General features: G+C 69.7%; 23 protein-coding genes and 1 riboswitch. Of the genes, 18 read left to right on the top strand and 5 right to left on the bottom strand.

Features of this window, described 5'->3' with window-relative positions; translation table 11 throughout:
* Positions 1-19: 19 nt before the first annotated feature.
* The 4 genes from coxB (at position 20) to FB157_RS02195 (ending at position 4,495) form a co-directional block, all read left to right on the top strand.
* Entirely contained in the window at positions 20-979 is a 960-nt protein-coding gene (gene coxB, locus FB157_RS02210; RefSeq protein WP_145875345.1) for a cytochrome c oxidase subunit II, read from the top strand.
* Positions 976-2,709, top strand: coding sequence for a cytochrome c oxidase subunit I (ctaD, locus tag FB157_RS02205; protein WP_145875343.1), 1,734 nt, complete (start codon positions 976-978; stop codon positions 2,707-2,709). The genes coxB and ctaD overlap by 4 nt, the downstream gene beginning before the upstream one ends.
* A complete protein-coding gene (locus FB157_RS02200) occupies positions 2,706-3,104 on the top strand; it encodes a cytochrome c oxidase subunit 4 (RefSeq protein WP_145875341.1) in 399 nt (132 codons plus the stop codon). The genes ctaD and FB157_RS02200 overlap by 4 nt, the downstream gene beginning before the upstream one ends.
* Positions 3,105-3,232: 128 nt before the next feature.
* On the top strand, positions 3,233-4,495 hold the full coding sequence (locus tag FB157_RS02195; RefSeq protein WP_145875340.1) for an Ig-like domain-containing protein: 1,263 nt from the start codon (positions 3,233-3,235) through the stop codon (positions 4,493-4,495).
* A gap of 52 nt (positions 4,496-4,547) precedes the next feature.
* Here FB157_RS02195 and FB157_RS02190 read toward each other — a convergent pair whose 3' ends face one another.
* Positions 4,548-4,949, bottom strand: a complete 402-nt coding sequence (locus FB157_RS02190; protein ID WP_145875338.1) for a response regulator transcription factor — start codon at positions 4,947-4,949, stop codon at positions 4,548-4,550.
* 146 nt (positions 4,950-5,095) lie between these two features.
* Between FB157_RS02190 and FB157_RS02185 the strand changes: the two genes are divergently transcribed.
* The 6 genes from FB157_RS02185 to FB157_RS02160 all read left to right on the top strand — a co-directional run bounded on the left by FB157_RS02185 (position 5,096) and on the right by FB157_RS02160 (position 12,183).
* A complete protein-coding gene (locus tag FB157_RS02185; protein ID WP_094220137.1) occupies positions 5,096-5,716 on the top strand; it encodes a heme-copper oxidase subunit III in 621 nt (206 codons plus the stop codon).
* Between the two features lie 62 nt (positions 5,717-5,778).
* Positions 5,779-6,591, top strand: a complete 813-nt coding sequence (locus tag FB157_RS02180) for a c-type cytochrome (RefSeq protein WP_145875336.1) — start codon at positions 5,779-5,781, stop codon at positions 6,589-6,591.
* The gene (locus FB157_RS02175) at positions 6,588-7,646 is read left to right on the top strand and encodes a ubiquinol-cytochrome c reductase iron-sulfur subunit (protein ID WP_145875335.1); all 1,059 of its coding nucleotides are present in this window, start codon (positions 6,588-6,590) and stop codon (positions 7,644-7,646) included. The genes FB157_RS02180 and FB157_RS02175 overlap by 4 nt, the downstream gene beginning before the upstream one ends.
* Complete coding sequence (locus FB157_RS02170) at positions 7,643-9,274, top strand: ubiquinol-cytochrome c reductase cytochrome b subunit (RefSeq protein WP_145875333.1); 1,632 nt, start codon at positions 7,643-7,645, stop codon at positions 9,272-9,274. Before FB157_RS02175 ends, FB157_RS02170 begins: the two co-directional genes overlap by 4 nt.
* A 119-nt stretch (positions 9,275-9,393) precedes the next feature.
* The gene (trpD, locus tag FB157_RS02165) at positions 9,394-10,458 is read left to right on the top strand and encodes an anthranilate phosphoribosyltransferase (protein ID WP_145875331.1); all 1,065 of its coding nucleotides are present in this window, start codon (positions 9,394-9,396) and stop codon (positions 10,456-10,458) included.
* A gap of 86 nt (positions 10,459-10,544) precedes the next feature.
* A riboswitch (SAM riboswitch) is annotated at positions 10,545-10,661 on the top strand.
* Between the two features lie 160 nt (positions 10,662-10,821).
* Complete coding sequence (locus FB157_RS02160) at positions 10,822-12,183, top strand: aminotransferase class V-fold PLP-dependent enzyme (RefSeq protein ID WP_145875329.1); 1,362 nt, start codon at positions 10,822-10,824, stop codon at positions 12,181-12,183.
* A 35-nt stretch (positions 12,184-12,218) separates the two neighbouring features.
* Here the strand turns inward: FB157_RS02160 and FB157_RS02155 are convergent, their stop codons facing one another.
* Both FB157_RS02155 and FB157_RS02150 read right to left on the bottom strand, forming a co-directional pair.
* Entirely contained in the window at positions 12,219-12,500 is a 282-nt protein-coding gene (locus FB157_RS02155) for an Lrp/AsnC family transcriptional regulator (protein ID WP_145875327.1), read from the bottom strand.
* Positions 12,497-13,240, bottom strand: a complete 744-nt coding sequence (locus tag FB157_RS02150) for a rhomboid family intramembrane serine protease (protein WP_145875324.1) — start codon at positions 13,238-13,240, stop codon at positions 12,497-12,499. The genes FB157_RS02155 and FB157_RS02150 overlap by 4 nt, the downstream gene beginning before the upstream one ends.
* Before the next feature lie 152 nt (positions 13,241-13,392).
* Between FB157_RS02150 and FB157_RS02145 the strand changes: the two genes are divergently transcribed.
* The 5 genes from FB157_RS02145 (at position 13,393) to FB157_RS02125 (ending at position 18,741) form a co-directional block, all read left to right on the top strand.
* The gene (locus tag FB157_RS02145) at positions 13,393-13,632 is read left to right on the top strand and encodes a hypothetical protein (protein ID WP_145875323.1); all 240 of its coding nucleotides are present in this window, start codon (positions 13,393-13,395) and stop codon (positions 13,630-13,632) included.
* Between the two features lie 37 nt (positions 13,633-13,669).
* Complete coding sequence (locus FB157_RS02140; protein WP_145875321.1) at positions 13,670-15,013, top strand: NYN domain-containing protein; 1,344 nt, start codon at positions 13,670-13,672, stop codon at positions 15,011-15,013.
* Positions 15,014-15,225: 212 nt separating this feature from the next.
* Positions 15,226-16,260, top strand: a complete 1,035-nt coding sequence (locus FB157_RS02135) for an NlpC/P60 family protein (protein WP_145875318.1) — start codon at positions 15,226-15,228, stop codon at positions 16,258-16,260.
* Between the two features lie 236 nt (positions 16,261-16,496).
* A complete protein-coding gene (locus FB157_RS02130; RefSeq protein WP_145875317.1) occupies positions 16,497-17,519 on the top strand; it encodes an NlpC/P60 family protein in 1,023 nt (340 codons plus the stop codon).
* A 28-nt stretch (positions 17,520-17,547) separates the two neighbouring features.
* Positions 17,548-18,741 carry a hypothetical protein gene (locus tag FB157_RS02125; RefSeq protein ID WP_145875315.1) on the top strand — a complete coding sequence of 398 codons (1,194 nt, stop codon included), beginning with the start codon at positions 17,548-17,550 and terminating at the stop codon, positions 18,739-18,741.
* On the opposite strand, the gene FB157_RS02120 is transcribed toward FB157_RS02125, so the two are convergent.
* Complete coding sequence (locus FB157_RS02120; protein ID WP_145875313.1) at positions 18,729-19,259, bottom strand: PadR family transcriptional regulator; 531 nt, start codon at positions 19,257-19,259, stop codon at positions 18,729-18,731. The genes FB157_RS02125 and FB157_RS02120 overlap by 13 nt on opposite strands.
* 24 nt (positions 19,260-19,283) lie before the next feature.
* Here FB157_RS02120 and FB157_RS02115 point away from each other — a divergent pair, with 24 nt between their 5' ends.
* Entirely contained in the window at positions 19,284-19,502 is a 219-nt protein-coding gene (locus FB157_RS02115) for a hypothetical protein (protein ID WP_145875311.1), read from the top strand.
* On the opposite strand, the gene FB157_RS02110 is transcribed toward FB157_RS02115, so the two are convergent.
* Positions 19,466-20,683: a glycosyltransferase family 87 protein gene (locus tag FB157_RS02110; RefSeq protein ID WP_398946014.1), complete on the bottom strand. Its 1,218-nt coding sequence runs from the start codon at positions 20,681-20,683 to the stop codon at positions 19,466-19,468. The two genes, FB157_RS02115 and FB157_RS02110, sit on opposite strands and share 37 nt — an antisense overlap.
* Positions 20,684-20,779: 96 nt before the next feature.
* Here FB157_RS02110 and FB157_RS02105 point away from each other — a divergent pair, with 96 nt between their 5' ends.
* Both FB157_RS02105 and FB157_RS02100 read left to right on the top strand, forming a co-directional pair.
* Positions 20,780-21,922 carry a glycosyltransferase family 4 protein gene (locus FB157_RS02105; protein WP_145875309.1) on the top strand — a complete coding sequence of 381 codons (1,143 nt, stop codon included), beginning with the start codon at positions 20,780-20,782 and terminating at the stop codon, positions 21,920-21,922.
* A 115-nt stretch (positions 21,923-22,037) separates the two neighbouring features.
* On the top strand, positions 22,038-23,624 hold the full coding sequence (locus FB157_RS02100) for a GMC oxidoreductase (protein WP_145875722.1): 1,587 nt from the start codon (positions 22,038-22,040) through the stop codon (positions 23,622-23,624).

Genomic DNA, 23,624 nt, shown 5'->3' with positions numbered 1-23,624 from the left:
ACTCTCGGGAAGGCGCTACGTGAGTCCCAACGGCTCCGACCGCTCGCCGCGGCGCCCGATGCGGCGGAAGCTGCTGCAGGCACTGACCGCGGGCCTGGTCCTTGCGACCGCAACCGGTTGCACATACAAGGACTTCCCCCGCCTTGGCATGCCCACCCCGGTCACGGAAGAGGCTCCGCGGATCCTCTCCCTGTGGCAGGGATCCTGGGCGGCCGCGCTGGCCACCGGCGTGCTGGTGTGGGGCCTGATCCTGTGGAGTGCTTTCTTCCACCGGCGCAGCCGCACCAAGGTCGAGGTACCTCCGCAGACTCGGTACAACATGCCGATCGAGGCCCTGTACACGGTGGTCCCGATCATCATCATCTCGGTGCTGTTCTACTTCACGGCCCGGGACGAGACGAAGCTCCTCAGCCTCGACAAGAAGCCCGACGTCACGGTCAACGTGGTCGGCTTCCAGTGGAGCTGGGGCTTCAACTACATCGCGGACGTTCCCGGTTCCCCCGGCAATGCCAAGACGTCCAAGGAACTGCTCGCCATTCCGGACCGGTTCCGCAAGGAGTTCCCGGCGAACGCCGGCGGTGTCTACGACGTCGGTACGCCGGGCACGAAGAACCCCCAGACCGGTAACCCCGGCCCGACCCTCTGGCTTCCCGAGGGCAAGACGGTCCGCTTCATCCTCACCTCGCGTGACGTCATCCACTCCTTCTGGGTGGTGCCGTTCCTGATGAAGCAGGACGTGATCCCGGGCCACACCAACGCCTTCCAGGTGGTTCCCAACCATCAGGGCACCTTCCTGGGCAAGTGCGCCGAGCTCTGCGGCGTCGACCACTCCCGGATGCTGTTCAACGTGAAGGTCGTCTCCCCCGAGCGCTACGAGCAGCACCTCAAGGACCTCGCCAAGAAGGGGCAGACCGGTTACATTCCCGCCGGCATCGCGCAGACGCCGCACGAGAAGAACCGGGAGACGAACAACCTGTGAGCATCCTCAACGAACCCCAGGGTGCCGCGGCAGCTGAGGACTCGTACGAGAACGAGCTGCCGGTCAGGCGCAAGCAGCCCGGCAATGTCGTGGTCAAGTGGCTCACCACCACCGACCACAAGACCATCGGAACGCTGTATCTGGTCACGTCCTTCGCGTTCTTCCTGATCGGCGGCGTGATGGCGCTCCTCATGCGCGCCGAGCTGGCCCGTCCGGGCCTGCAGATCATGTCGAACGAGCAGTTCAACCAGGCGTTCACGATGCACGGCACGATCATGCTGCTGATGTTCGCGACGCCGCTGTTCGCCGGTTTCACGAACTGGATCATGCCGCTGCAGATCGGCGCGCCCGACGTGGCGTTCCCGCGGCTGAACATGTTCGCCTACTGGCTCTACCTGTTCGGCTCGACCATCGCCGTGGGCGGCTTCCTCACCCCGCAGGGTGCGGCCGACTTCGGCTGGTTCGCCTACTCCCCGCTGTCGGACGCGGTCCGCAGCCCGGGCATCGGCGCCGACATGTGGATCATGGGTCTGGCCTTCTCCGGCTTCGGCACCATCCTCGGCGCGGTCAACTTCATCACCACGATCATCTGCATGCGTGCCCCGGGCATGACCATGTTCCGCATGCCGATCTTCGTGTGGAACGTGCTGCTGACCGCCGTCCTGGTCCTGCTCGCCTTCCCGGTCCTCGCGGCCGCGCTGTTCGCCCTGGAGGCGGACCGTAAATTCGGTGCGCATGTGTTCGACGCGGCAAATGGCGGAGCCCTGCTCTGGCAGCACCTCTTCTGGTTCTTCGGCCATCCAGAGGTGTACATCATCGCGCTGCCGTTCTTCGGCATCATCTCCGAGGTCATCCCGGTCTTCTCCCGCAAGCCGATGTTCGGCTACATGGGTCTGATCGCGGCCACCATCGCGATCGCCGGTCTGTCCGTGACCGTGTGGGCCCACCACATGTACGTCACCGGCGGTGTGCTGCTGCCGTTCTTCTCCTTCATGACGTTCCTGATCGCCGTACCGACCGGTGTGAAGTTCTTCAACTGGATCGGCACGATGTGGAAGGGCTCGCTGTCCTTCGAGACTCCGATGCTCTGGGCCGTCGGCTTCCTGATCACCTTCACGTTCGGTGGTCTGACCGGCGTCATCCTGGCCTCGCCCCCGATGGACTTCCACGTCTCCGACTCGTACTTCGTGGTGGCCCACTTCCACTACGTGGTCTTCGGCACGGTCGTCTTCGCCATGTTCTCCGGCTTCCACTTCTGGTGGCCGAAGATGACCGGCAAGATGCTGGACGAGCGCCTCGGCAAGATCACCTTCTGGACGCTGTTCATCGGCTTCCACACCACCTTCCTGGTCCAGCACTGGCTGGGTGCGGAAGGCATGCCGCGCCGTTACGCCGACTACCTGGCGGCCGACGGCTTCACCACGCTGAACACGATCTCGACGATCGGTTCGTTCCTGCTCGGCCTGTCGATCCTGCCGTTCCTCTACAACGTGTGGAAGACGGCCAAGTACGGCAAGCCGGTCGGCGTGGACGACCCGTGGGGCTACGGCCGTTCGCTCGAGTGGGCGACCTCCTGCCCGCCGCCGCGGCACAACTTCCTCACCCTGCCGCGGATCCGCAGTGAATCCCCGGCGTTCGACCTGCACCACCCCGAGATCGCCGCGCTCGAGCAGCTCGAGTACGCCGGTCACGGCAGCGCCATCGAGGGCAGCAAGGAGGCCGGCAAGTGAAGATCCAGGGCCGGATGTTCATCTGGCTGAGCTTCTTCGTCCTGATCATGGCCGTCGTGTACGGCGTGTGGTCGAAGGAGCCGGCCGGTACCACGGCGCTCTTCCTGGCCTTCGGCCTGTGCATCATGATCGGCTTCTACCTGGGCTTCACCGCCCGGCGGGTCGACGCGGGTGCGCAGGACGACAAGGAGGCCGACGTCGCGGACGACGCGGGCGAGCTGGGCTTCTTCAGCCCGCACAGCTGGCAGCCGCTCGCCCTCGGCTTCGGTGGCGCGCTGGCCTTCCTCGGTGTCGCGGTCGGCTGGTGGCTGCTGTACTTCGGCGCACCGTTCATCCTGGTCGGCCTGTTCGGCTGGGTGTTCGAGTACTACCACGGTGAGAACCGCACCCAGTAGCACGCAGTAGCGCACCGGGAGCCCGGACACTCCGTCAGGAGGGTCCGGGCTCCTGCTTTTGCGCAGGTCCGTCCCTCGTAAGGGTTACATGGCGCGCAAATGGGGTCTGAGTCTCATAACGTGATCATATGAACCACACTCCGCGTACCCGCACCGTCGTCAGCTGCACCCTGCTGGTGGCCGCCCTCGGCGCGGGCGTCACCGGCTGCGGTTCGGACGGCAACCCCCTGTCGGCCAAGCCGTACGACGCAGCGGACCAGATCTCCTTCAACGGCCCCACGGGCACCGGGAAGCAGGCCGACCCGGACAAGCCCCTGGAGATCACCACCAGCACCGACGACGGCCGGATCACGGACGTCACCGCCTACGACGCCACAGGGCGCTTCGTGGCGGGCGAACTCGCGGCCGACGGCAGCCGGTGGCACAGCACCTCCCCGCTGGCCGCCAACGCCCACTACACGGTCGTGGTGAGCACGGAGGACGAGGACGGTGCGCCCGGCCGCAAGACCCTCAGCTTCGACACCACCAAACCCTCGACCACCAAGCGCCTGAACGTCACGTTCGGGCCGGACTCGGGCCAGTACGGCGTCGGGCAGCCCATCACCGCCCAACTCGACCACGAGGTCAAGGACAAGGCGCAGCGGGCCGTCGTGGAGCGCGGCCTCAGGGTGGACGCCACCCCGGCCGTCCAGGGCGCCTGGTACTGGGTGAGCGACAAGGAACTCCACTACCGCCCCAAGGAGTACTGGCCCGCGCACGCCACCATCCAGGTGCACAGCAACCTCGACGGTGTGAAGATCGGCGACCGTCTCTGGGGCGGCAAGTCCAAGGCGCTGAAGATCACCATCGGTGACCGGATCGAGGCCGTCACGGACGCCGCGGCGCACCAGCTGACGTTCTACAAGAACGGCCAGGCGGTCCAGTCGATCCCCGTCACCACCGGCAAGCCCGGCTTCGAGACCCGCAACGGGGTCAAGGTCGTACTGGCCAAGCAGTACTTCGTACGCATGCGCGGCACCACGGTCGGCATCGCCGAGGGCAGCTCCGACTCGTACGACCTGCCGGTCTACTACGCCACCCGGGTCACCTGGTCGGGCGAGTACGTCCACGCCGCGCCCTGGTCAGTGGGCTCCCAGGGCTACGAGAACGTCAGCCACGGCTGCACCGGCATGAGCACGTCCAACGCCGAGTGGTTCTTCAACAACATCCACGAGGGCGACATCGTCAAGGTCGTCAACTCCAACGGCAACCCGATGGAGCCCTTCGGCAACGGCTTCGGCGACTGGAACGTCGACTGGAAGAAGTGGCGCACGGGCAGCGCCCTCGTCAACGGCACCCCGGACGGCCCTGCTCCGCAGGACGCCCTGCGCCTGCAGCCGACGGCCGTGTGAGCGGCCAGGGGGCGCGGGGCCGTACCGACGTGCGGCCCCGCGCCCCGCTCCGCTAGGCGCTCAGCAACCGCTTCTGACGCAGCAGACCGGCCAGGGCGGCCGCGAACTCCACCGGGTCCACCGGCAGGGTGACCGCCGCATCGGCCCGGCTCCACGTGGCGAGCCACGCATCCTGAGGCCGTCCCATCAACAGCAGCACAGGCGGGCAGTTGAACACCTCGTCCTTGATCTGCCGGCACACCCCCATGCCCCCCATGGGCACGGCCTCACCGTCGAGCACGCACACGTCGATGCCGCCCTTGGCGAGCTCCCGCACCACCGCTTCGGGAGTCGCGCACTCCACGAACTCGACCTGGGGCACATCGGGAGCCGGCCTGCGGCCGGCGGCCAACCGCACCTGTTCCCGGGTGTTGGAGTCGTCGCTGTACACCAGCACCGTAGCGGTCGGCTGCATGCTTCCTCCGAGACGTCAGCGTCGTACGGACAGGGCCGTTCGGGGCGGATGTTACTCCCATGAACACCACGTCAACACCGGTTCGGCGGGCAGCAACACTCCGAACGGCACCCCCCGGAGTGAGGGCGGGATAAGCGACCGACATAATGTCGGTCGTGGCGACAGCAACGACAGTAGAAACCGGGCACGCGCACCCGTCGGTCAATCGACCGAACCTCACCAGCGTCGGAACCATCATCTGGCTGAGTTCCGAGCTGATGTTCTTCGCGGCCCTCTTCGCGATGTACTTCACCCTCCGATCGGTGACCGGTCCGGCGCACTGGAAGGAGCAGGCGGAGGCGCTCAATGTGCCGTTCTCCGCGACGAACACCACGATCCTGGTGCTCTCCTCGCTCACCTGCCAGCTCGGCGTGTTCGCCGCCGAGCGCGGGGACGTGAAGAAGCTCCGTGGCTGGTTCATCCTCACCTTCATCATGGGTGCGATCTTCATCGGCGGTCAGATCTACGAGTACACCGAGCTGGTGAAGAAGGACGGGATCTCCCTGTCCTCCGACCCGTACGGCTCGGTGTTCTACCTGACCACCGGCTTCCACGGCATGCACGTGACGGGCGGTCTCATCGCCTTCCTGTTTGTCCTGGGCCGCACCTACATGGCCAAGAGGTTCACTCACGAGCAGGCGACCGCCGCCATCGTCGTGTCCTACTACTGGCACTTCGTCGATGTGGTCTGGATCGGCCTTTTCGCCACGATCTACCTGATCAAGTAGCCGGGACCGCTCCCGCACATCCAGAAGCATCGACGCAGAAGATCCTGACACCGGGGTAATCCGTGAAAAAGCTCTCCGCACGACGACGCCATCCGCTGGCGGCGGTCGTCGTCCTACTCTTCGCGCTGGCGGCCACTGGGGGGCTGTACGCCGCGTTCGCGCCCGCGAGCAAGGCGCAGGCCGATGAAACCTCCCAGTCCCTGACCATCAAGGAGGGCAAGAAGCTCTACGAGGTCGGCTGCGCCAGCTGCCACGGCACCGGTGGCCAGGGCTCCTCCGACGGCCCGAGCCTGGTCGGCGTGGGCGCCGCGGCGGTCGACTTCCAGGTCGCGACCGGCCGTATGCCGGCCGCCACCTCGCAGGGCCCGCAGGTCGTGAAGAAGAAGAACATCTACACCCAGGACCAGATCGACCAGCTCGCGGCGTACGTCGCCTCGCTGGGCGCCGGTCCCGAGGTGCCGACGAAGCAGCAGTACGGCCCGGAGGGTGCGGACATCGCCAAGGGTGGCGAGCTGTTCCGTACCAACTGCGCGCAGTGCCACAACTTCACCGGCAAGGGTGGTGCCCTCACCAAGGGCAAGTTCGCCCCGGACCTGACGGGCGTCGACCCGAAGCACATCTACGAGGCCATGCAGACGGGCCCGCAGAACATGCCGTCCTTCCCCGACACCACGCTGTCGGAGAAGAACAAGAAGGACATCATCGCGTACCTGCACGCGATCAACAGCAGCGAGACGGAGCAGCCGGGCGGCATGGAGCTGGGTGGCCTCGGTCCGGTCACTGAGGGCCTGTTCGCATGGGTCTTCGGCCTCGGTGCGCTGATCGCGGTAGCCGTCTGGGTCGCCGCTCGGACCGCAAAGGCCAAGAAGTCATGAGTAGCCAAGACATTCCAGAAGAGAACCTGCCCGCTGAGCAGGAGCACGCGCACGGCGCCGTGAGCGTCGCGGACGAGCAGAACCCGTTCGCGGACCCGGGGCTGCCGCCCCACGAGCACCGGATCCAGGACATCGACGAGCGGGCCGCCAAGCGGTCCGAGCGCTTCGTCGCCCTGCTGTTCACGGTGTCGATGCTGGCCACCGTCGGCTTCATCGCCTCGTACGTGGCGATCCCGCAGGACAAGGCGATCTTCGTCTTCCCGCTGGGCCACATCAGCGCGCTGAACTTCGCGCTCGGCCTGACCCTCGGTACGGCGCTGTTCTGCATCGGCGCGGGCGCGGTCCACTGGGCCCGCACCCTGATGTCCGACGTCGAGGTCGCCGACGAGCGGCACCCGATCGCCGCCTCCCCCGAGGTCCGTGCGAAGGTCCACGCGGACTTCAAGCAGGGTGCCAAGGAGTCGGCGCTCGGCCGCCGCAAGCTGATCCGCAACACGATGTTCGGTGCGCTGGCCATGGTGCCGCTCTCCGGCGTCATGCTGCTGCGCGACCTCGGTCCGCTGCCCGGCACCTCGCTGCGCCACACGCTGTGGGCCAAGGGCAAGCTGCTCGTCAACATGAACACGAACCAGCCGCTGCGTCCGGAGGACGTCGCCGTCGGTTCGCTGACCTTCGCCAAGCCCGAGGGCCTGGAGGAGGCACAGGAGGACTTCCAGAACGAGATCGCCAAGGCGGCCCTGATGATCATCCGGCTGCAGCCGGACAACATCAAGGACAAGCGCGAGCTCGAGTGGTCGCACCAGGGCATCGTCGCGTTCTCGAAGATCTGCACCCACGTGGGCTGCCCGATCTCCCTGTACGAGCAGCAGACGCACCACGTGCTGTGCCCGTGCCACCAGTCCACCTTCGACCTCTCCGACGGTGCCCGAGTGATCTTCGGCCCCGCCGGTCACGCCCTGCCGCAGCTCCGCATCGGCGTGAACGACGAGGGCTACCTCGAGGCGCTCGGCGACTTCGAAGAGCCCGTCGGTCCTGCATTCTGGGAGCGCGGATGAGCACCAACGAGAACAACGAGCGACGCGGCAAGGCGCCGGCCGGCGAGCGGGTGGCCGACTGGGCCGACGGACGGCTCGGGATCTACTCCCTGGCCAAGTCCAACATGCGCAAGATCTTCCCCGACCACTGGTCGTTCATGTTGGGCGAAGTCTGCATGTACAGCTTCCTCATCATCATCCTGACCGGTGTCTACCTGACGCTGTTCTTCCACCCGTCGATGAACGAGGTGGAGTACCACGGCAGCTACGTCCCGCTCCAGGGACAGCTGATGTCCGAGGCGTTCAACTCGACCCTGCACATCTCCTTCGACGTGCGCGGTGGTCTGCTCATCCGGCAGATCCACCACTGGGCCGCGCTGATCTTCCTCGCCGGCATGTTCGTGCACATGATGCGCGTGTTCTTCACCGGCGCGTTCCGCAAGCCGCGTGAGATCAACTGGCTGTTCGGCTTCCTGCTGTTCGTCCTGGGCATGTTCACCGGCTTCACCGGTTACTCGCTCCCGGACGACCTGCTCTCCGGCACCGGTGTCCGCTTCACCGAGGGCGCGATCCTGTCGATGCCGATCGTCGGCACCTACATCTCGTTCTTCCTCTTCGGCGGCGAGTTCCCCGGTCACGACTTCGTCGCCCGGTTCTACTCGATCCACATCCTGCTGCTGCCGGGCATCATGCTCGGCCTGATGGTGGGCCACCTGATCCTGGTCTTCTACCACAAGCACACGCAGTTCGCGGGTCCCGGAAAGACGAACAACAACGTCGTCGGCATGCCGCTGCTGCCGGTCTACATGGCCAAGGCCGGAGGCTTCTTCTTCCTGGTCTTCGGTGTGATCGCGGCCATCGCCGCGGTGACGCAGATCAACCCGATCTGGGCCATGGGTCCCTACCGCCCCGACCAGGTGTCCACCGGCGCCCAGCCCGACTGGTACATGGGCTTCGCCGAGGGTCTGGTCCGCTACATGCCGGGCTGGGAGATCAACTTCTGGGGTCACACGCTCGTCCTGGGCGTGTTCATCCCGCTGGTGCTCTTCGGCCTCGTCCTGGCCGCGATCGCGCTCTACCCGTTCATCGAGTCCTGGGTCACCGGCGACAAGAGCGAGCACCACATCCTGGACCGCCCGCGCAACGCCCCGACCCGTACCGCGTTCGGTGTCGCCTGGGTCACCGTGTACATGGTCGGCCTGATCGGTGGTGGCAACGACCTCATCGCCACCCACTTCCACCTGTCGATCAACGACGTGACCTGGTTCGTCCGGATCTTCTTCTTCGCCGGACCGGTCATCGCGTTCATCACCACCAAGCGGATCTGCCTCGGCCTGCAGCGCCGCGACCGCGACAAGGTGCTGCACGGTCGCGAGACCGGCATCATCAAGCGCCTGCCGCACGGTGAGTTCATCGAGGTGCACGAGCCGCTCAGCCAGGAGCAGCTGCACACCCTCACGGCTCACCACCAGTACGAGCCGGCCGAGATCGGCCCGACGGTCGACGAGAACGGTGTCGAGCGCAAGGTGAAGGGGTCCGAGAAGCTGCGCGCCAAGCTCAGCAACGCCTACTACGGCGAGGACAACCAGATCCCGAAGCCGACTGTCGACGAGTACAAGGAGATCACGAGCGGCCACGGCCACCACTGATCCTCGCGTCGCCACGCCACGCCGAAGGGCCCCGTCCGTGTTGCGGACGGGGCCCTTCGCCGTGTCCCGGGCTGGATAGGGTGGGACCACACTGTTCTTCTAGACACCCAGGAGCGGCTATGAGCGCTGTGACCCCCGCTGGAGGCGACACCGCGGCGGGCCGTTCCTGGCCCGCCCTGCTGAACGGGCTGCTGGACGGCCAGGACCTGTCCGCCGACGACACGGCCTGGGCGATGGACCTGATCATGCGCGGCGAGGCGACCGACGCGCAGATCGCCGGGTTCCTGGTGGCCCTGCGGTCCAAGGGCGAGACGGTGGAGGAGATCACCGGACTCGTGCGGACCATGTACGAGCACGCCAACGTGATCGAGGTACCCGGGCCCGCCGTCGACATCGTCGGCACCGGCGGTGACGGCGCCAAGACGGTCAACATCTCCACGATGTCGTCGATCGTCGTCGCCGGCACCGGAGCGAAGGTCGTCAAGCACGGCAACCGTGCCGCGTCCTCCGCCTCCGGGTCCTCCGACGTCCTGGAGAAGCTCGGGATCAACCTGAACCTGACCCCGAAGCGGGTCGCCGAGGTCGCCGACGAGGCCGGCATCACCATCTGCTTCGCGGTGAAGTTCCACCCGGCGCTGCGTCATGTCGCCGCGGCGCGCGGCCAGTTGGGTATCCGTACGACCTTCAACGTGCTCGGCCCGCTCACCAACCCGGCCAAGGTGCGCGCCCAGGCGGTCGGTGTCGCCGACCCCCGGATGGCGCCGATCGTGGCCGGGGTCCTCGCCGAGCGCGGCAACTCCGCGCTGGTCTTCCGCGGCGACGACGGCCTGGACGAGCTGACGACCACGTCCACCTCCAGGGTGTGGGTGGTCCGGGACGGCAAGGTCGCGGAGGAGAGCTTCGATCCGCGGGACGTCGGCATCGACCTCGTCCCCGTGGAGGCCCTGCGCGGCGCCGACGCGTCGTACAACGCGGAGGTCGCCCGCCGCGTGCTGGACGGCGAGCAGGGGCCGGTACGGGACGCGGTCCTGCTGAACTCGGCGGCCGCCCTGGTGGCCCTCGAACCGACCGGGGCCCCCCTGGCCGAGCAGCTCCGCGCCGGCATGGCCAGGGCGGCCGTGTCGATCGACTCGGGCGAGGCGAAGCGGACGCTGGAGCGGTGGGTGGCGGCCAGCAACAAGTAGCGGGTGGCTGATCGCCGTCGCGGCGGTGTCCCGGGATCCGGACAGAAGTTGCGCGGCGGCGATCGGCTCGGCTACGTTCCTGATCAGGTCATGAGTGACAGTCATGAGGCCCCGGCCGACTGTCCGGCAACCCTCCGTCCGTGGCGGGGTGCCCCGGGTGAAGACCGGGCCGTGGGCAGCGAGGTCCACGGCAAGCGCGGACCCCTCGCAAACCAGGGGTCCTGGTCGTCGAGGGAGCCTTCTGTGAGCAAGCGAATGCGATAGGGCGTAGAGCCCCGCCTCCGCGTACCCCTTTCACCTTCCCCACGTTCGAGCCGTACGCGCTCACGTGGTGGTTCCGCATTCCTCTCACAGGAGCTCGCCATGTCCGTCTTCACCGCTGCCGCCGACCAGTCCGTTTGTGCCCCTCTGCCCGTTCTGGGCAGTGACGTCACCGTTCCGCTCGTGACCGGCGGCGCAGTCACCTACGCGGCGCTCGACTACGCGGCCAGCGCCCCCGCCCTCCAGCGCGTCTGGGACGACGTGGCGGCCTACGCGCCGTACTACGGCAGCGTCCACCGCGGGGCCGGCTACCTCTCCCAGCTCTCCACCGACCTGTTCGAGAACGCCCGCAGGACGGTCGCCGAGTTCCTCGACTGCCGTGCGGCCGACCAGGTGGTCTTCACCCGCTCGACCACGGACTCCCTGAACCTCCTCGCCGCCGCCCTGCCCGCCGGCTGCCAGGTCTTCGTCTTCGAGACCGAGCACCACGCCTCCCTGCTGCCCTGGCGGGACGCCCGCGTCACCTGCCTCGACGCCCCGCGCACCCCACGGCAGGCCGTCGAGACCCTGGAGCGGGCCCTCGCCGACCGTGAGCCGCACGGCCCGGCCCTGGTCTGCGTCACCGGCGCCTCCAACGTCACCGGCGAGCTGTGGCCGGTGCGCGAGCTGGCCGCCGCGGCGCACGCGCACGGCGCCCGGATCGTCCTGGACGCCGCCCAGCTGGCCCCGCACCACCCCGTGTCGGTCCAGGACCTCGACGTCGACTGGGTCGCCTTCTCCGGCCACAAGCTGTACGCCCCCTTCGGCTCCGGCGTCCTGGCCGGCCGCGCCGACTGGCTGGTCGCGGCCGAGCCGTACCTGGCGGGCGGCGGCGCCAGCCGCAAGGTGACCCGGCGCGAGGACGGGGGAGTGGCCGTGGAGTGGCACGAGAGCGCCGCCCGCCACGAGGCAGGCTCCCCGAACGTCATCGGCGCCTACTCCATCGCCTCCGCCTGCAAGGCGCTGGCGGAGGCCGGCTTCGACGCGCTGGTCGCCCGCGAGCAGCACCTGATCGCGAAGGTGCGAGCGGGCCTGGCCGAGGTGCCCGAGGTCCGGGTCCTGTCCCTCTTCGGGGACGACGCCCCCCGCGTCGGCGTGATCAGCTTCGTCGTGGACGGCTGGAACAGCTCCCACTTCGCCGCCGCACTCTCCGCCGAGTACGGCATCGGCGTCCGCGACGGCCTGTTCTGCGCCCACCCCCTGGTCCGCACCCTCCTCGGCTCCGACCCCCAGACCCAGGGCGAGTGCGGCGCCCCCGAGGCCGCGCCGGGCGAGGAGTCCCTGAACGCGATCCGCGTGAGCTTCGGCGCGGGCACCCCCGACGAGCACGTGGAGCGCTTCGTCGCGGCGGTGAAGGAACTGGTGACCGAGGGCGCGAAGTGGACGTACCGCACGGAGGAGGGCCGCTGCGTCCCGGCGGTGTGAGTCTCTGAACGCCTGGTGGGGCGGTCTTCAGCCGATCAGTTGTCCAGACCGATCGAGAAGGCCGCCTCGAGGTCGTGCTGCGAGTACGTACGGAAAGCGACGTGCGTGTCCGTGGCCTCGACCCCGGGGATCTTGCTGATCCGCCCCGGAATCACGTCGGCCAGATCCTCGTGCCGGCGCACCCGCACCATGGCGATCAGGTCGTACGTACCGGTGACGGAGAAGACCTCGCTCACCGAGTCCAGCGAAGCGACCTGCTCCGCGATCTCGGGGATCCGGTCCACGCTGGTCTTGATCAGGACGATCGCGGTGATCACGACGGGTTCTCTCCCTCGGGTGCCGGAGCCGGTGCGCACTCAACCTTAGTGGTACGCCGGTATCGCACCCATGCGTAACCGAACCCCACCCCGAAGCCGACCAGGTGCGCCAGGTAGGCGACCCCCGGTCCCTCGACGGCGCGCCCCGCCGCCAGCCACTGCAGCGCCGCCCAGAAGGGCAGCACCACCCAGGCCGGGAAGCGCATCGGCAGGAAGAACAGGAACGGGAGCAGACTGGTGACACGGGCGCGGGGAAACAGATAGAGGAACGCGCCGAGAACCGCCGAGATGGCCCCGGACGCGCCCACCAGGGACTGCTCGGAGGTGGCGTTGGCGGCCGCGTAGCCCAGCAGGGCCAGGTAACCGCAGCAGACGTAGAAGAGGGTGAACTCCACCCGGCCCATTCGTTCCTCGGTCATGATCCCGAAGACGAAGAGGAAGAGCATGTTGCCGATCAGGTGCACCCAGCTGCCGTGCACGAACAGCGCGGTGACCGGGGTCAGGGCCTCCCGGACGGGTTCGTCGAACAGCCGCGCCGGGACCACCCCCCAGTGCCGGAAGTACGCGCGCTGCGCGGCCGGCAGCGCGTCCGTGGAGCCGTACGCCGGAGTGAGTCCGGAGGCCGGGCCCAGGACGAAGATCAGGGAGCACACGGCGATGAGGGCGTACGTCATCGGCGCGGGGGCGCCCCGGAACGCCCTGAGTGTGCGGCCGGCCGTCGTGCTCCAGGTGTTGATCATGACTACAGAGCATGACGTAAGGGGACGCAACCTGACAGACCGCCTCGCCGCCGCGGACGGACGGGCGGTGAGGACCCGCCAGGCCGTAGGGTTACGAGCCAACGCGTCGAGGAGCGGCGCGGACCGACCCGAGAAGGAAGCGAACAGTCACGATGACGGTTCCCCTGCCGACCGCCACGACGCGATGGCGCTGCACCCTCTGCGGCAACCTCACCCGCTTCGACGTGACCCGCTCGTCGAAGGTCGTCGAGTACGTCCACCTCGACCTCGCCGGTGAGCCGACGGTCGAGGAGCGCGAGGTGGTCAGTGAGACCATCGACTCGGTGCGCTGCCGCTGGTGCAACGCGGTGGACCAGGTGGAACTCGTGGACAGGCCGGGCGCCGGCTCCTGAGCGGAGCGGGCCCCGTACAGGTATTGGGGTGTGACGGATGGTGGAGACCGCAGGCGGGGGGCCGGGCGACGGCACCGCTGAGGTGCTTGACCGTCCGCTGCCCGACGGAGTGCGCCGACGGGTCGTGCAGATCGTCTCGGACGGATTCGGCGGCCTGACCCTGGCGGAACTGCCCGCCCAATTGCGGCAGTACGCCCGGTTCGCCCCGAATCGGCGGGCCAAGTTCGCCGGGAACGCGATGGCGGCCGCGCTGGAGACCGATCCGCTCTTCCGGCAGCGGATCGGAGAGAAGTTCAGAGAGGCGCAGCCGGAGCTGTCCGGCGCCCTCGACTCCGGCTCGCCGCCCCCGGCCGCGGATCCGCTAGACGTGGCGGCCGCGGCCTACGTACTGCGTCCGGCGGGCTGGGTGAAGCTGGTCACCGCGGCCGGCGAGGAGGCCCAGCGCGCGGACGCCGAGCGGGCCGACGAGGAGAGCCGGGCCGAGCTGGAGCGGCTGCGCGAGGAACTGGCCGAGGCCCGGGCGCAGACCCGGACCGAGACCGAACGGCTGCGCGGCGAACTGGAGTCGGCGAAGAGGGAAGCGGAGTCGCTGCACCGCAAGCTCCGTGCCGCGCTGAGCGACGTCAAGCGCGGCGAGGCCGCGCTGCGCAAGGTCCAGGGCGAGATCGAGGCCGTGCGCGCCGAGGGGCAGGCACAGCTGTCGGCCGCCGAGAGCGAGTCCCGCCGGCTCAAGGCCCGTCTGACCGAGGCCGAGGCCGGGCTGGAGGCCACCCGCCGGGCGGCCCGCGAGGGGCGCAGCGTCGAGGACATGCGGGTTCGCCTGCTGCTCGACACCCTGCTGGACGCCACCCAGGGGCTGCGGCGCGAACTCGCCCTGCCCCCGGTCTCCGTGCGCCCGGCCGAGACCGTGGACGCGGTCGAACCGGGGCGTATGACCCCGAAGGACATCGCGGCCCGTGCCCTGTCCGAGAACGACCCGGCGATCCTGGACCAGCTGCTCGCGCTGCCGCAGGCGCATCTGGTCGTCGACGGCTACAACGTCACCAAGACCGGCTATCCGCAGATGCCGCTGGAGAAGCAGCGGCTGCGGCTCCTGGGGCAGCTCTCGGCGCTCGCCGCGCAGACCGGCGCCGAGGTGACCTGCGTCTTCGACGGCGCCGAACTGGCCGCGCCGGTGCTGCTCGCGCCGCCGCGCGGGGTGCGGGTGCTGTTCTCCAAGCCGGGGGTCACGGCCGACGAGCTGATCCGCCAGCTGGTGCGCGCGGAGCCGCCGGGCCGTCCGGTCATCGTCGCCTCGACCGACCGGGAGGTGGCCGACGGGGTCGCCAGGGCCGGTGCCCGTCCCGTCGCCTCTGCGGTACTTCTGAAGCGACTGTCCTGAAGGTCCAACGCACATATGCAATGCCCGAATTGGCCCGACTCTCACGCCACGTAGGGTCAATCGCGCCTCACTGCACGTGAGTTATGTGCAAAGAATGCATTGCGTCACAGGGTTTTTTGCCGCGAGGATTTGAACTGATCACAGCTGGGTCACTAGGGTCTGGGCTCGAACCTCCGAACGGGTGATCACTCACAAGAAGGAGTTCGTCCTCCGTGGCGTCCCATCGTCGACCCAAGCAGCCGAGCCGCACGCGTGTCACCGTGCTGACCACCGCAGCCGCCGCTGCCGTCGCGCTCAGCGCGAACGCCGCCAATGCCGCGCCGAGCGAGAAGCTCGGCAAGGACGAGGTCAAGGCAAAGGTCGACAAGCTCTACGAGCAGGCTGAGCAGGCCACCGAGAAGTACAACGGGGCCAAGGAGAAGCAGCAGAAGCTGCAGAAGGAAATCTCCACCATCCAGGACAACGTGGCCCGCGGCCAGCAGGAGCTCAACAAGCTCCGCGACGGCCTGGGTTCGCTGGCGACCGCCCAGTACCGCTCCGGTGGCATAGATTCCTCGGTCCAGCTCTTCCTGTCCTCCAACCCGGACGACTTCCTCGACAAGGCCTCCACGCTCGACCAGTTGAGCAGCCAGCAGGTCGAGGCCCTGAAGAAGATTCAGGACAAACAGCGCGAACTCGCCCAGGAGCGCGCCGAGGCCACCGATAAGCTCAAGGACCTCGCCGCCACCCGCACCGAGCTGGGCAACAAGAAGCAGGAAGTCCAGGGCAAGCTCGCCGAGGCGCAGAAGCTGCTCAACACCCTGACCGCCAAGGAGAAGGCCGCGCTCGCCGCCGAGCAGGCGCGGGCCAACCGCTCCTCCACCGAGCGGGTGGACCTCGGCGACGCCCCGCCCGCCTCCAACCGCGCCTCGGCCGCGTTCTCCGCCGCCCAGAGCAAGATCGGTACGCCGTACGTCTACGGCGCCTCCGGCCCCTCCTCGTTCGACTGCTCGGGCCTGACCTCCTGGGCCTATGCCCAGGCCGGCGTCTCCATACCGCGCACCTCCGAGGCGCAGGCGAACATCGGCACCCGGATCTCCAGCCAGAGCGACCTCAAGGTCGGCGACCTGGTGTTCTTCTACGGCGACCTGCACCACGTCGGCCTCTACGCCGGCAACGGCCAGGTGCTGCACGCCCCGCACACCGGCGCCGTGGTCCGCTACGAGGCCATCGGCAACATGCCGTTCCAGTTCGGCGTCCGGGTCTGACAACTTCGCGACGCTGACTCGGTGGCGCCCGAACGGGCGAATCCGGTGAACCGAGACTGACTCCACGTCCCGCCCATGACCTGCGTCAGGGGCGGGACGTCGCGTTTGCGCGCCGCCCGACGGCGTTCGGCGGGGTCCTTCCGCACGGCTACTGTCTGCCGCGATTCCCCGGCGCAGGGGCCTCCCCGTCCCCCGCGCCGGGGAAGCTGTCCTCGTCCGCCAGCAGAAGGACTGCCGTGGGGTCCCATCGCCGCCTTGCACTGTCCGGGTTCAACCGGGGCGCCGGCGTCGCCCTGTGCGTGTTGTCGGCCGCGGCCGCCGCGCTCGGCGGCGTACCCGCCCAAGCGGCGCCGCACGGGGACACCCGTGCCGAGGTGGACCGCCTCTACGAGGAGGCCGAGAGGGCGACCCAGGCCTACGACAAGGCCGACGAGCGCGCCGACGTGCTGCGCCGGGAGGTCCGGGACGCCCAGGACCACATCGCCCGGCAGCAGCAGCGCATCAACACCATGCGCGAGCGGCTCGGTTCGCTGGCCGGCGCCCAGTACCGCGCCGGCGGCATCGACCCGGCCGTCGCGCTGCTCTTCTCCGACGACCCCGACGACTACCTGGACAAGGCGGCCACCCTCGACCGCATCGGCGCCCAGCAGGAGGACCGGCTGCGCGAGTTGAGCGCGGCGATGCGTGAGCTGACCCAGGAGCGAGCCGAGGCCGCCGGGAAGCTCGCCGCGCTGGAGCAGAGCCGCAGGGCGGTCGCCACGCACAAGCGGACCGTGGAGAAGAAGCTCGCCAGGGCCCGGCAGCTGCTCAACTCCCTGCCCGCCGCCGAGCGGGCCGCCTACGACCGGGCCTCCCGCTCCGACGGCTCCGACCGCGTCGACCTGCCCGACCTGTCCGGCGTCGTCGCCCCCGACGCCCGCGCGGCCGCCGCCGTCGCCGCCGCCCGCTCCGCCCTCGGCCGCCCCTACGTGTGGGGCGCGACCGGCCCTTCCGGCTTCGACTGCTCGGGCCTGATGCAGTGGTCGTACGGGCACGCCGGCATCCACCTGCCGCGCACCTCCCAGGAGCAGCGGTACGCCGGCCGGCAGATCCCGCTCTCGCAGGCGCGCCCCGGCGATCTGGTCGTCTACCGCTCCGACGCCAGCCATGTGGCGATGTACGTCGGCAACGGCCGGGTCATCCACGCCCCCTACCCGGGCGCGCCGGTGCGCTACGACCCGGTCGGCATGATGCCGATCTCCTCGGTCACCCGTCCCTGACCTCCCGCGCGCACCGTACGATCGGGAAATGGCCGGTCGTGGAAGGGTGTGGCGTGCCGCTGCGGCGGGACTCTGTCTGCTGCTCGCGGCGCCCCTCGCCGGATGCGGCGGGCGGACCGCGGCCGATCCGGCCACGGCCGAGGTGCAGCAGGTGCTCGACCGGCGCTCCACGGCCCTGCTCGGGCACGACGAGGCCGCGTACGGCACGACGGGCACCCGGACCGGGTTCGTCCGCCTGCGCGCGCTTCCGCTGGCCTCCTGGACCTACCGGGTGACCGCCGTGCACGGTGACGGCCCGGGTGCCACCGCCGACGCCGAGCTGCGCTACCGGATCTCCGGCTACGACCGCGCCCCGGTCAGCGTCCGCCGCACCCTCGCGCTCAGCCGCACCGCCGACGGCAAGTGGTACGTGACCGCCGACAAGCCGGCGCGCAAGGCCGGGCAGCAGCTGTGGGACCAGGGCACGGTGACCACCGTCAAGGGTGCGCACAGCCTGGTGCTGGGCGCCGGTCAGAGCGCCGGCGACCTGCGCGCCTACGCCAGGCTCGCCGACCGCGCGGTCCCGGCCGTCTCCCGCGCGTGGGGCACCGACTGGACCCGCCGGGTCGTCGTCCTCGTCCCGCGCACGCTGGAGGGCATGGCGGGGCTGCTCGGCTCGCCCGCCGCCGACTACCGGGGCATCGCCGCCGTCACCACCGGCGAGGTGGGCGGGGCGGGCAGGGCGCCCGCGGACCGGGTGGTCGTCAACCCGGAGGCGTACGTGATGCTGGGCAGCCTCGGCAAGCAGGTCGTGCTCACCCACGAGACCACCCATGTGGCCACCCGCGCGCACACCGACGCCGCCACCCCGCTGTGGCTCTCCGAGGGGTACGCCGACTGGATCGGCTACCTCGGCACCGGCCGCACGCCCGCCCAGGCCGCACCGGAGCTGGCCCGCGCGGTCCAGGACGGCAAGGTGCCCGCGAGCCTCCCCGCCGACAGGGACTTCCGCTTCAGCACCGACCCCGCCCGCCTCGCGCAGTCCTACGAGAGCGGCTGGCTCGCCTGCCGGATGATCGCCGGGCACTGGGGCGCGGACCGGCTCGGCGCCTTCTACCGGGCCGTCGGCGCCCACCGGGCGCGGGCGGGCGCGGTCGAGGCGGCGCTGAAGAAGGTGCTCGGGGCCACGCCCGAGGCGTTCACCGCCGAGTGGCGCCGGTACGTGCGCGCTCAGCTGCGCTGACCGAGCACCTCGACCGCCTCGCGCAGCCACTCCCGCTCGGCCTTGCCGGTGGCCCGGGCGACCCGCAGCATCCCCTGCCGGAACAGGTCGCCCGCCTCCTCCGCGCGCACCGGCTCCCCGTCCCGGTGGAAGAAGCTCGCGGGGGTCTCCAGGAAGTCCAGGCGGCGGCGCAGCACCGCGGCCTGCTCCGCCGGGTCGTCCAGGTGCCGCAGGAAGGCGAGGACGGTGTTGAAGCGGACCTGGTCGGTGATCTCGGCCTGCTTGGGGGTGCGCAGCCGCTCCAGCAGGTCCGCGCGGCCCTTCCCGGTCAGGGACAGCACCCGGCGCGGGGCGGCGCTCGTGCCCTCCTCGGTGCGCTGGTCGAGCTTGCCCGCGGCGACCAGCCGGTTGATGGCCGGGTAGAGGGCACCGTCGCTGACCGGCCGGACGTGCCCGCTCAGCGCCTTGATGCGCTCCTTCAGCTCGTAGCCGTGCAGGGGTTCCTCGGCGAGGAACCCCAGGATCGACAGCTCCAGCACGAGAAGTCCTCCTTTGCAGCGGGCGTGGGACTCATGCTAGCTCTTATCGAGCTACATCTAAACGAGGTAGTTCAACTCGGCGCCGCCGTCCAGCTGCCCCTGGTGTACCTGCTCTCCGGGCTCGGCCTGCCCGGAGTCGGCCCGGCCATGGCGCTCGCGATGGCCGCGCGGTGCGGGGCGGTGGCGGTGTTCCGGCGGGCCCGCCGTCAGGAGGCCGAGGTCTCCCTCGCGGGAGCCGGCTGAGGCGCCGGCGGTGTCGCGGTGTCCACGGGGACGGTGGAGCGCCACAGCCGGCGGGCCGCCATGAGCGCGGCGGCGACGAGCAGGCCGTTGCGCAGGACCAGCAGCGTGACGCCGTACGTGTCGCTCACGACCACGTGCACGAAGCCGATCGGGAACTCGAGGACCGTCAGGAAGGTCGCGGCGAGGACCATCAGGGCGGGGACGCCCATGCGGCTCGCCCGGGAGCACAGGCACACGGCGGCCAGCCCGATCAGCCACACCAGGTACTGCGGGCTGATCACCCGGCTGGTGACCGTGAACAGCAGCACCGCCGTGAGGGCCGCGTCCGCGAGCGTGTGCGCCTCGAACCGGGACGCCCGTCGCCGCCACAGCACCAGCCAGCCGACCGCCGCCCCGCTCAGTGCCATCGCGACATTGCTGACCAGCCCGACGTACGGGCCGACGAACTCGATCGACCCGTAGTTCAGCATCACCTGCCCCTGCCAGCCGTGGTGCCGGGCCACGTGGAAGACCAGGCTGCCCAGTGACTCCACCTCGGTGCCCCGGTCCCGCTGGAAGGTGAGGAAGGCGAAGGCGCCCGGCATGGACACCGCGAACAGGGTCGCGACGCCGCACGCGGTCACCGCGGCCGACATCCACGCCCGCAGCCGGGTGGCGCCCACCAGGAGCAGCGCCGGCCACACCTTCAGCAGCGCCCCGAAACCCACCAGCGCGCCCATCACCCGCGGGTGCCGGACCCCCGCGAGCAGGGCCGCCACGGCCACCACGGTCACCATCAGGTCGTAGCGGGCGTACACCGTCGGGCCGAGCAGGGGCACACCCGCCACCCAGGTCCACGCCCCGCGCAGCGAGCGGCCGGGCCGCCGGCCCGCGTGCACCAGCAGGGCCAGCCCGGCCAGGTCGGCCAGGCACACCAGCACGAAGAAGGCGTGCGGGTAGCTCAGGGACGGCAGGGCGGCGGGGGAGAGGATCGCGAGCGCGGCGGCGGGCGGGTACTGCCAGGTCACATCGGCCAGCGGAAACGTTCCTTGGCGCAGTACCTCGTACCAGCCCTGGTAGATCACCGACACGTCGGAGGTGACGTCCGGGCCCGGGAACACGTAGACCCCGAAGACGAAGAGGAGCAGCGCCAGCCGGGTGGCGCACCAAGTCGCCAGCAGTCCCGCTATCTTCCCGCTCACCCGCACCCCTGTTCGTACACCGGCCCCGGTCCGGACCCATGATCCCCTGCCCGCCTGTGTGTGTGCCACGAAGCGCGCCCGGTAGGGTCGGCGACGATGCACAAGACGCTGATCGTGACCAACGACTTTCCGCCCCGGCCGGGCGGCATCCAGGCCTTCCTGCACAACATGGCACTGCGGCTGGAGCCCGGGCGGCTGGTCGTGTACGCCTCCACCTGGAAGCGTGGTCGCGAGGGCGTCGAGGCCACGGCGGCCTTCGACGCCGAGCAGCCCTTCACCGTCGTACGCGACCGTACGACCATGCTGCTGCCCACGCCCGGCGCGACCCGGCGGGCCGTCTCGCTGCTGCGGGAGCACGGCTGCGGCTCGGTCTGGTTCGGGGCGGCCGCGCCGCTCGGTCTGATGGCGCCCGCGCTGCGCAGGGCCGGCGCCGAGCGACTGGTGGCCACCACCCACGGGCACGAGGCCGGCTGGGCCCAGCTGCCCGCCGCCCGGCAGCTGCTGCGCCGGATCGGGGACTCCACGGACGCGATCACCTACCTCGGCGAGTACACCCGCTCCCGGATAGCGACCGCGCTGACCCCGGACGCGGCCCGGCGGATGGTGCAGCTGCCACCCGGGGTCGACGAGAAGACCTTCCACCCCGGCTCGGGCGGCGACGAGGTCCGGGCCCGGCTCGGGCTCACCGACCGGCCGGTGGTCGTGTGCGTCTCCCGGCTGGTGCCGCGCAAGGGCCAGGACACCCTGATCCAGGCCATGCCCCGGATCCTCGCCGCCGAGCCGGACGCCGTGCTGCTCGTGGTCGGCGGCGGCCCCTACGAGCAGGACCTGCGCCGACTGGCCCGCGAGACCGGCGTCGAGGCCTCGGTCCGCTTCACCGGCGCGGTGCCCTGGTCCGAGCTGCCCGCGCATTACGGCGCAGGCGACGTCTTCGCCATGCCCTGCCGCACCCGCCGCGGCGGACTGGACGTCGAAGGGCTCGGCATCGTCTATCTGGAGGCCTCCGCCACCGGACTGCCGGTCGTGGCCGGCGACTCGGGCGGTGCCCCCGACGCCGTGCTCGACGGCGAGACGGGCTGGGTCGTCCGCGGCGGTGAGCCCGCCGAGGCCGCGGAGCGCATCATCGCCCTCCTCGGGGACGCGGAACTCCGCGACCGGATGGGCAAGCGGGGCCGCCAGTGGGTCGAGGAGAAGTGGCGCTGGGACCTGCTGGCCGAAAAGCTCAAGGACCTGCTCTAAAAGCCGTCTTCAAAAACTCGTCCCCGCTCTAGGCGGAACGGGAAAATCCGCACATGCTGCGCGCATGACAGCAAAACTGATGCAGCGTCAGCTGAGTCGACGTCACATCCTGGGCATGATCGCCCTCCAGACCGCCGCCACGGCAGGTCTCACCCGCATCGGTCTTCAGTCCGCGCAGGCGGCCGAACCGGCCGCCGTCGACAACTCCCCGGCCATCGTCGTCGGTTCGGGCTACGGCGGCGCCGTGGCCGCCCTCCGCCTCGGCCAGGCCGGCATCCGCACCCTCGTCCTGGAGATGGGCCGCCTCTGGAACACCGCCGGCAGCGACGGCAAGGTGTTCTGCTCCACCAGCGCACCCGACCAGCGCTCCATGTGGTTCCGCACCCGCACCGAGGCCCCGCTGGCCACCTTCCTCTGGCTGGACCTCGTCAACAAGGACATCAGCGCCTACCCCGGAGCCCTCGACCGCGTGCACTACGACAACATGTCCGTGTACGTCGGCCGGGGCGTCGGCGGCGGCTCGCTGGTCAACGGCGGGATGGCGGTCACCCCGCTGAAGTCCTACTTCGCCGAGCAGTTCCCGACCGTGGATGCCGAGGAGATGTACGGCACCTACTTCCCGCGCGCCCGCTCCATGCTCGGCGTCAACAGCATCGACCCGGCCTGGTTCGAGTCCACGGAGTGGTACCAGTTCACCCGCACCTCCCGGAAGGCCGCCGCCAACGCCGGCCTGAAGACCACCTTCGTGCCGAACGTCTACGACTTCGGCTACATGCAGCGCGAGGCCGCCGGCACGGCCACCAGGTCCGCCCTCGCCGGGGAGGTCATCTACGGCAACAACTACGGCAAGCGCAGCCTCGACAAGACCTACCTGGCCGCGGCCCTCGGCACCGGCAACGTCACCATCAACACCCTGGAGAAGGTCAGGACGGTCACCAGGGCGGGCGACGGGGCGTACGTCCTGACCGCCGACCGCATCGACAACACCGGCAAGGTCGTGGAGACCAAGCAGTACAGCTGCACGTACCTCTTCCTCGGCGGCGGCAGCCTCGGTACGACCGAACTCCTCGTCCGGGCGAGGGACACGGGCACCCTGCCCGCGCTGAACTCCAGCGTCGGCGCCGGCTGGGGCACCAACGGCAACACCATGCTCGGCCGCGCCAACCACGTGTGGGACACCGTCGGCGCCAACCAGGCGACCATGCCCGTCATGGGCATCGACGACTGGGCCAACACCGCCAACCCGGTCTTCGCCGAGATCGCCCCCCTGCCCATGGGGTTCGAGCACTGGATCAGCCTGTACCTGGCGATCACCAAGAACCCCGAACGGGCGTCGTTCTCGTACGACTCCACGTCCGGGGCGGTGAAACTCGGCTGGACCCCGGCCCAGAGCGCCGTGTCGGTCGCCATGGCCAAGAAGCTCTTCGACCGGATCAACGCGGCCAACCTGACCATCTACCGGTACGACCTCTTCGGCTCGACCAGCAAGGTCTTCGCGGACGACTTCACCTACCACCCACTGGGCGGCTGCGTCCTCGGGAAGGCGACCGACGACTACGGCCGGGTCAAGGGGTACTCCAGGCTCTACATCACCGACGGCTCGCTCGTGCCCGGTTCGACGGGCGTGAACCCGTTCGTCACCATCACCGCGCTCGCCGAACGCACGATGGCGCGGGTCCTCGCCGAGGACACCGCGCCATGA

Origin of the sequence: Streptomyces sp. BK340 (assembly GCF_007827595.1) — a bacterium.
Classification (GTDB): domain Bacteria; phylum Actinomycetota; class Actinomycetes; order Streptomycetales; family Streptomycetaceae; genus Streptomyces.
The sequence above is the reverse complement of the archived record's forward strand: the minus strand, read 5'-3'. Positions and strand labels throughout refer to the sequence as shown.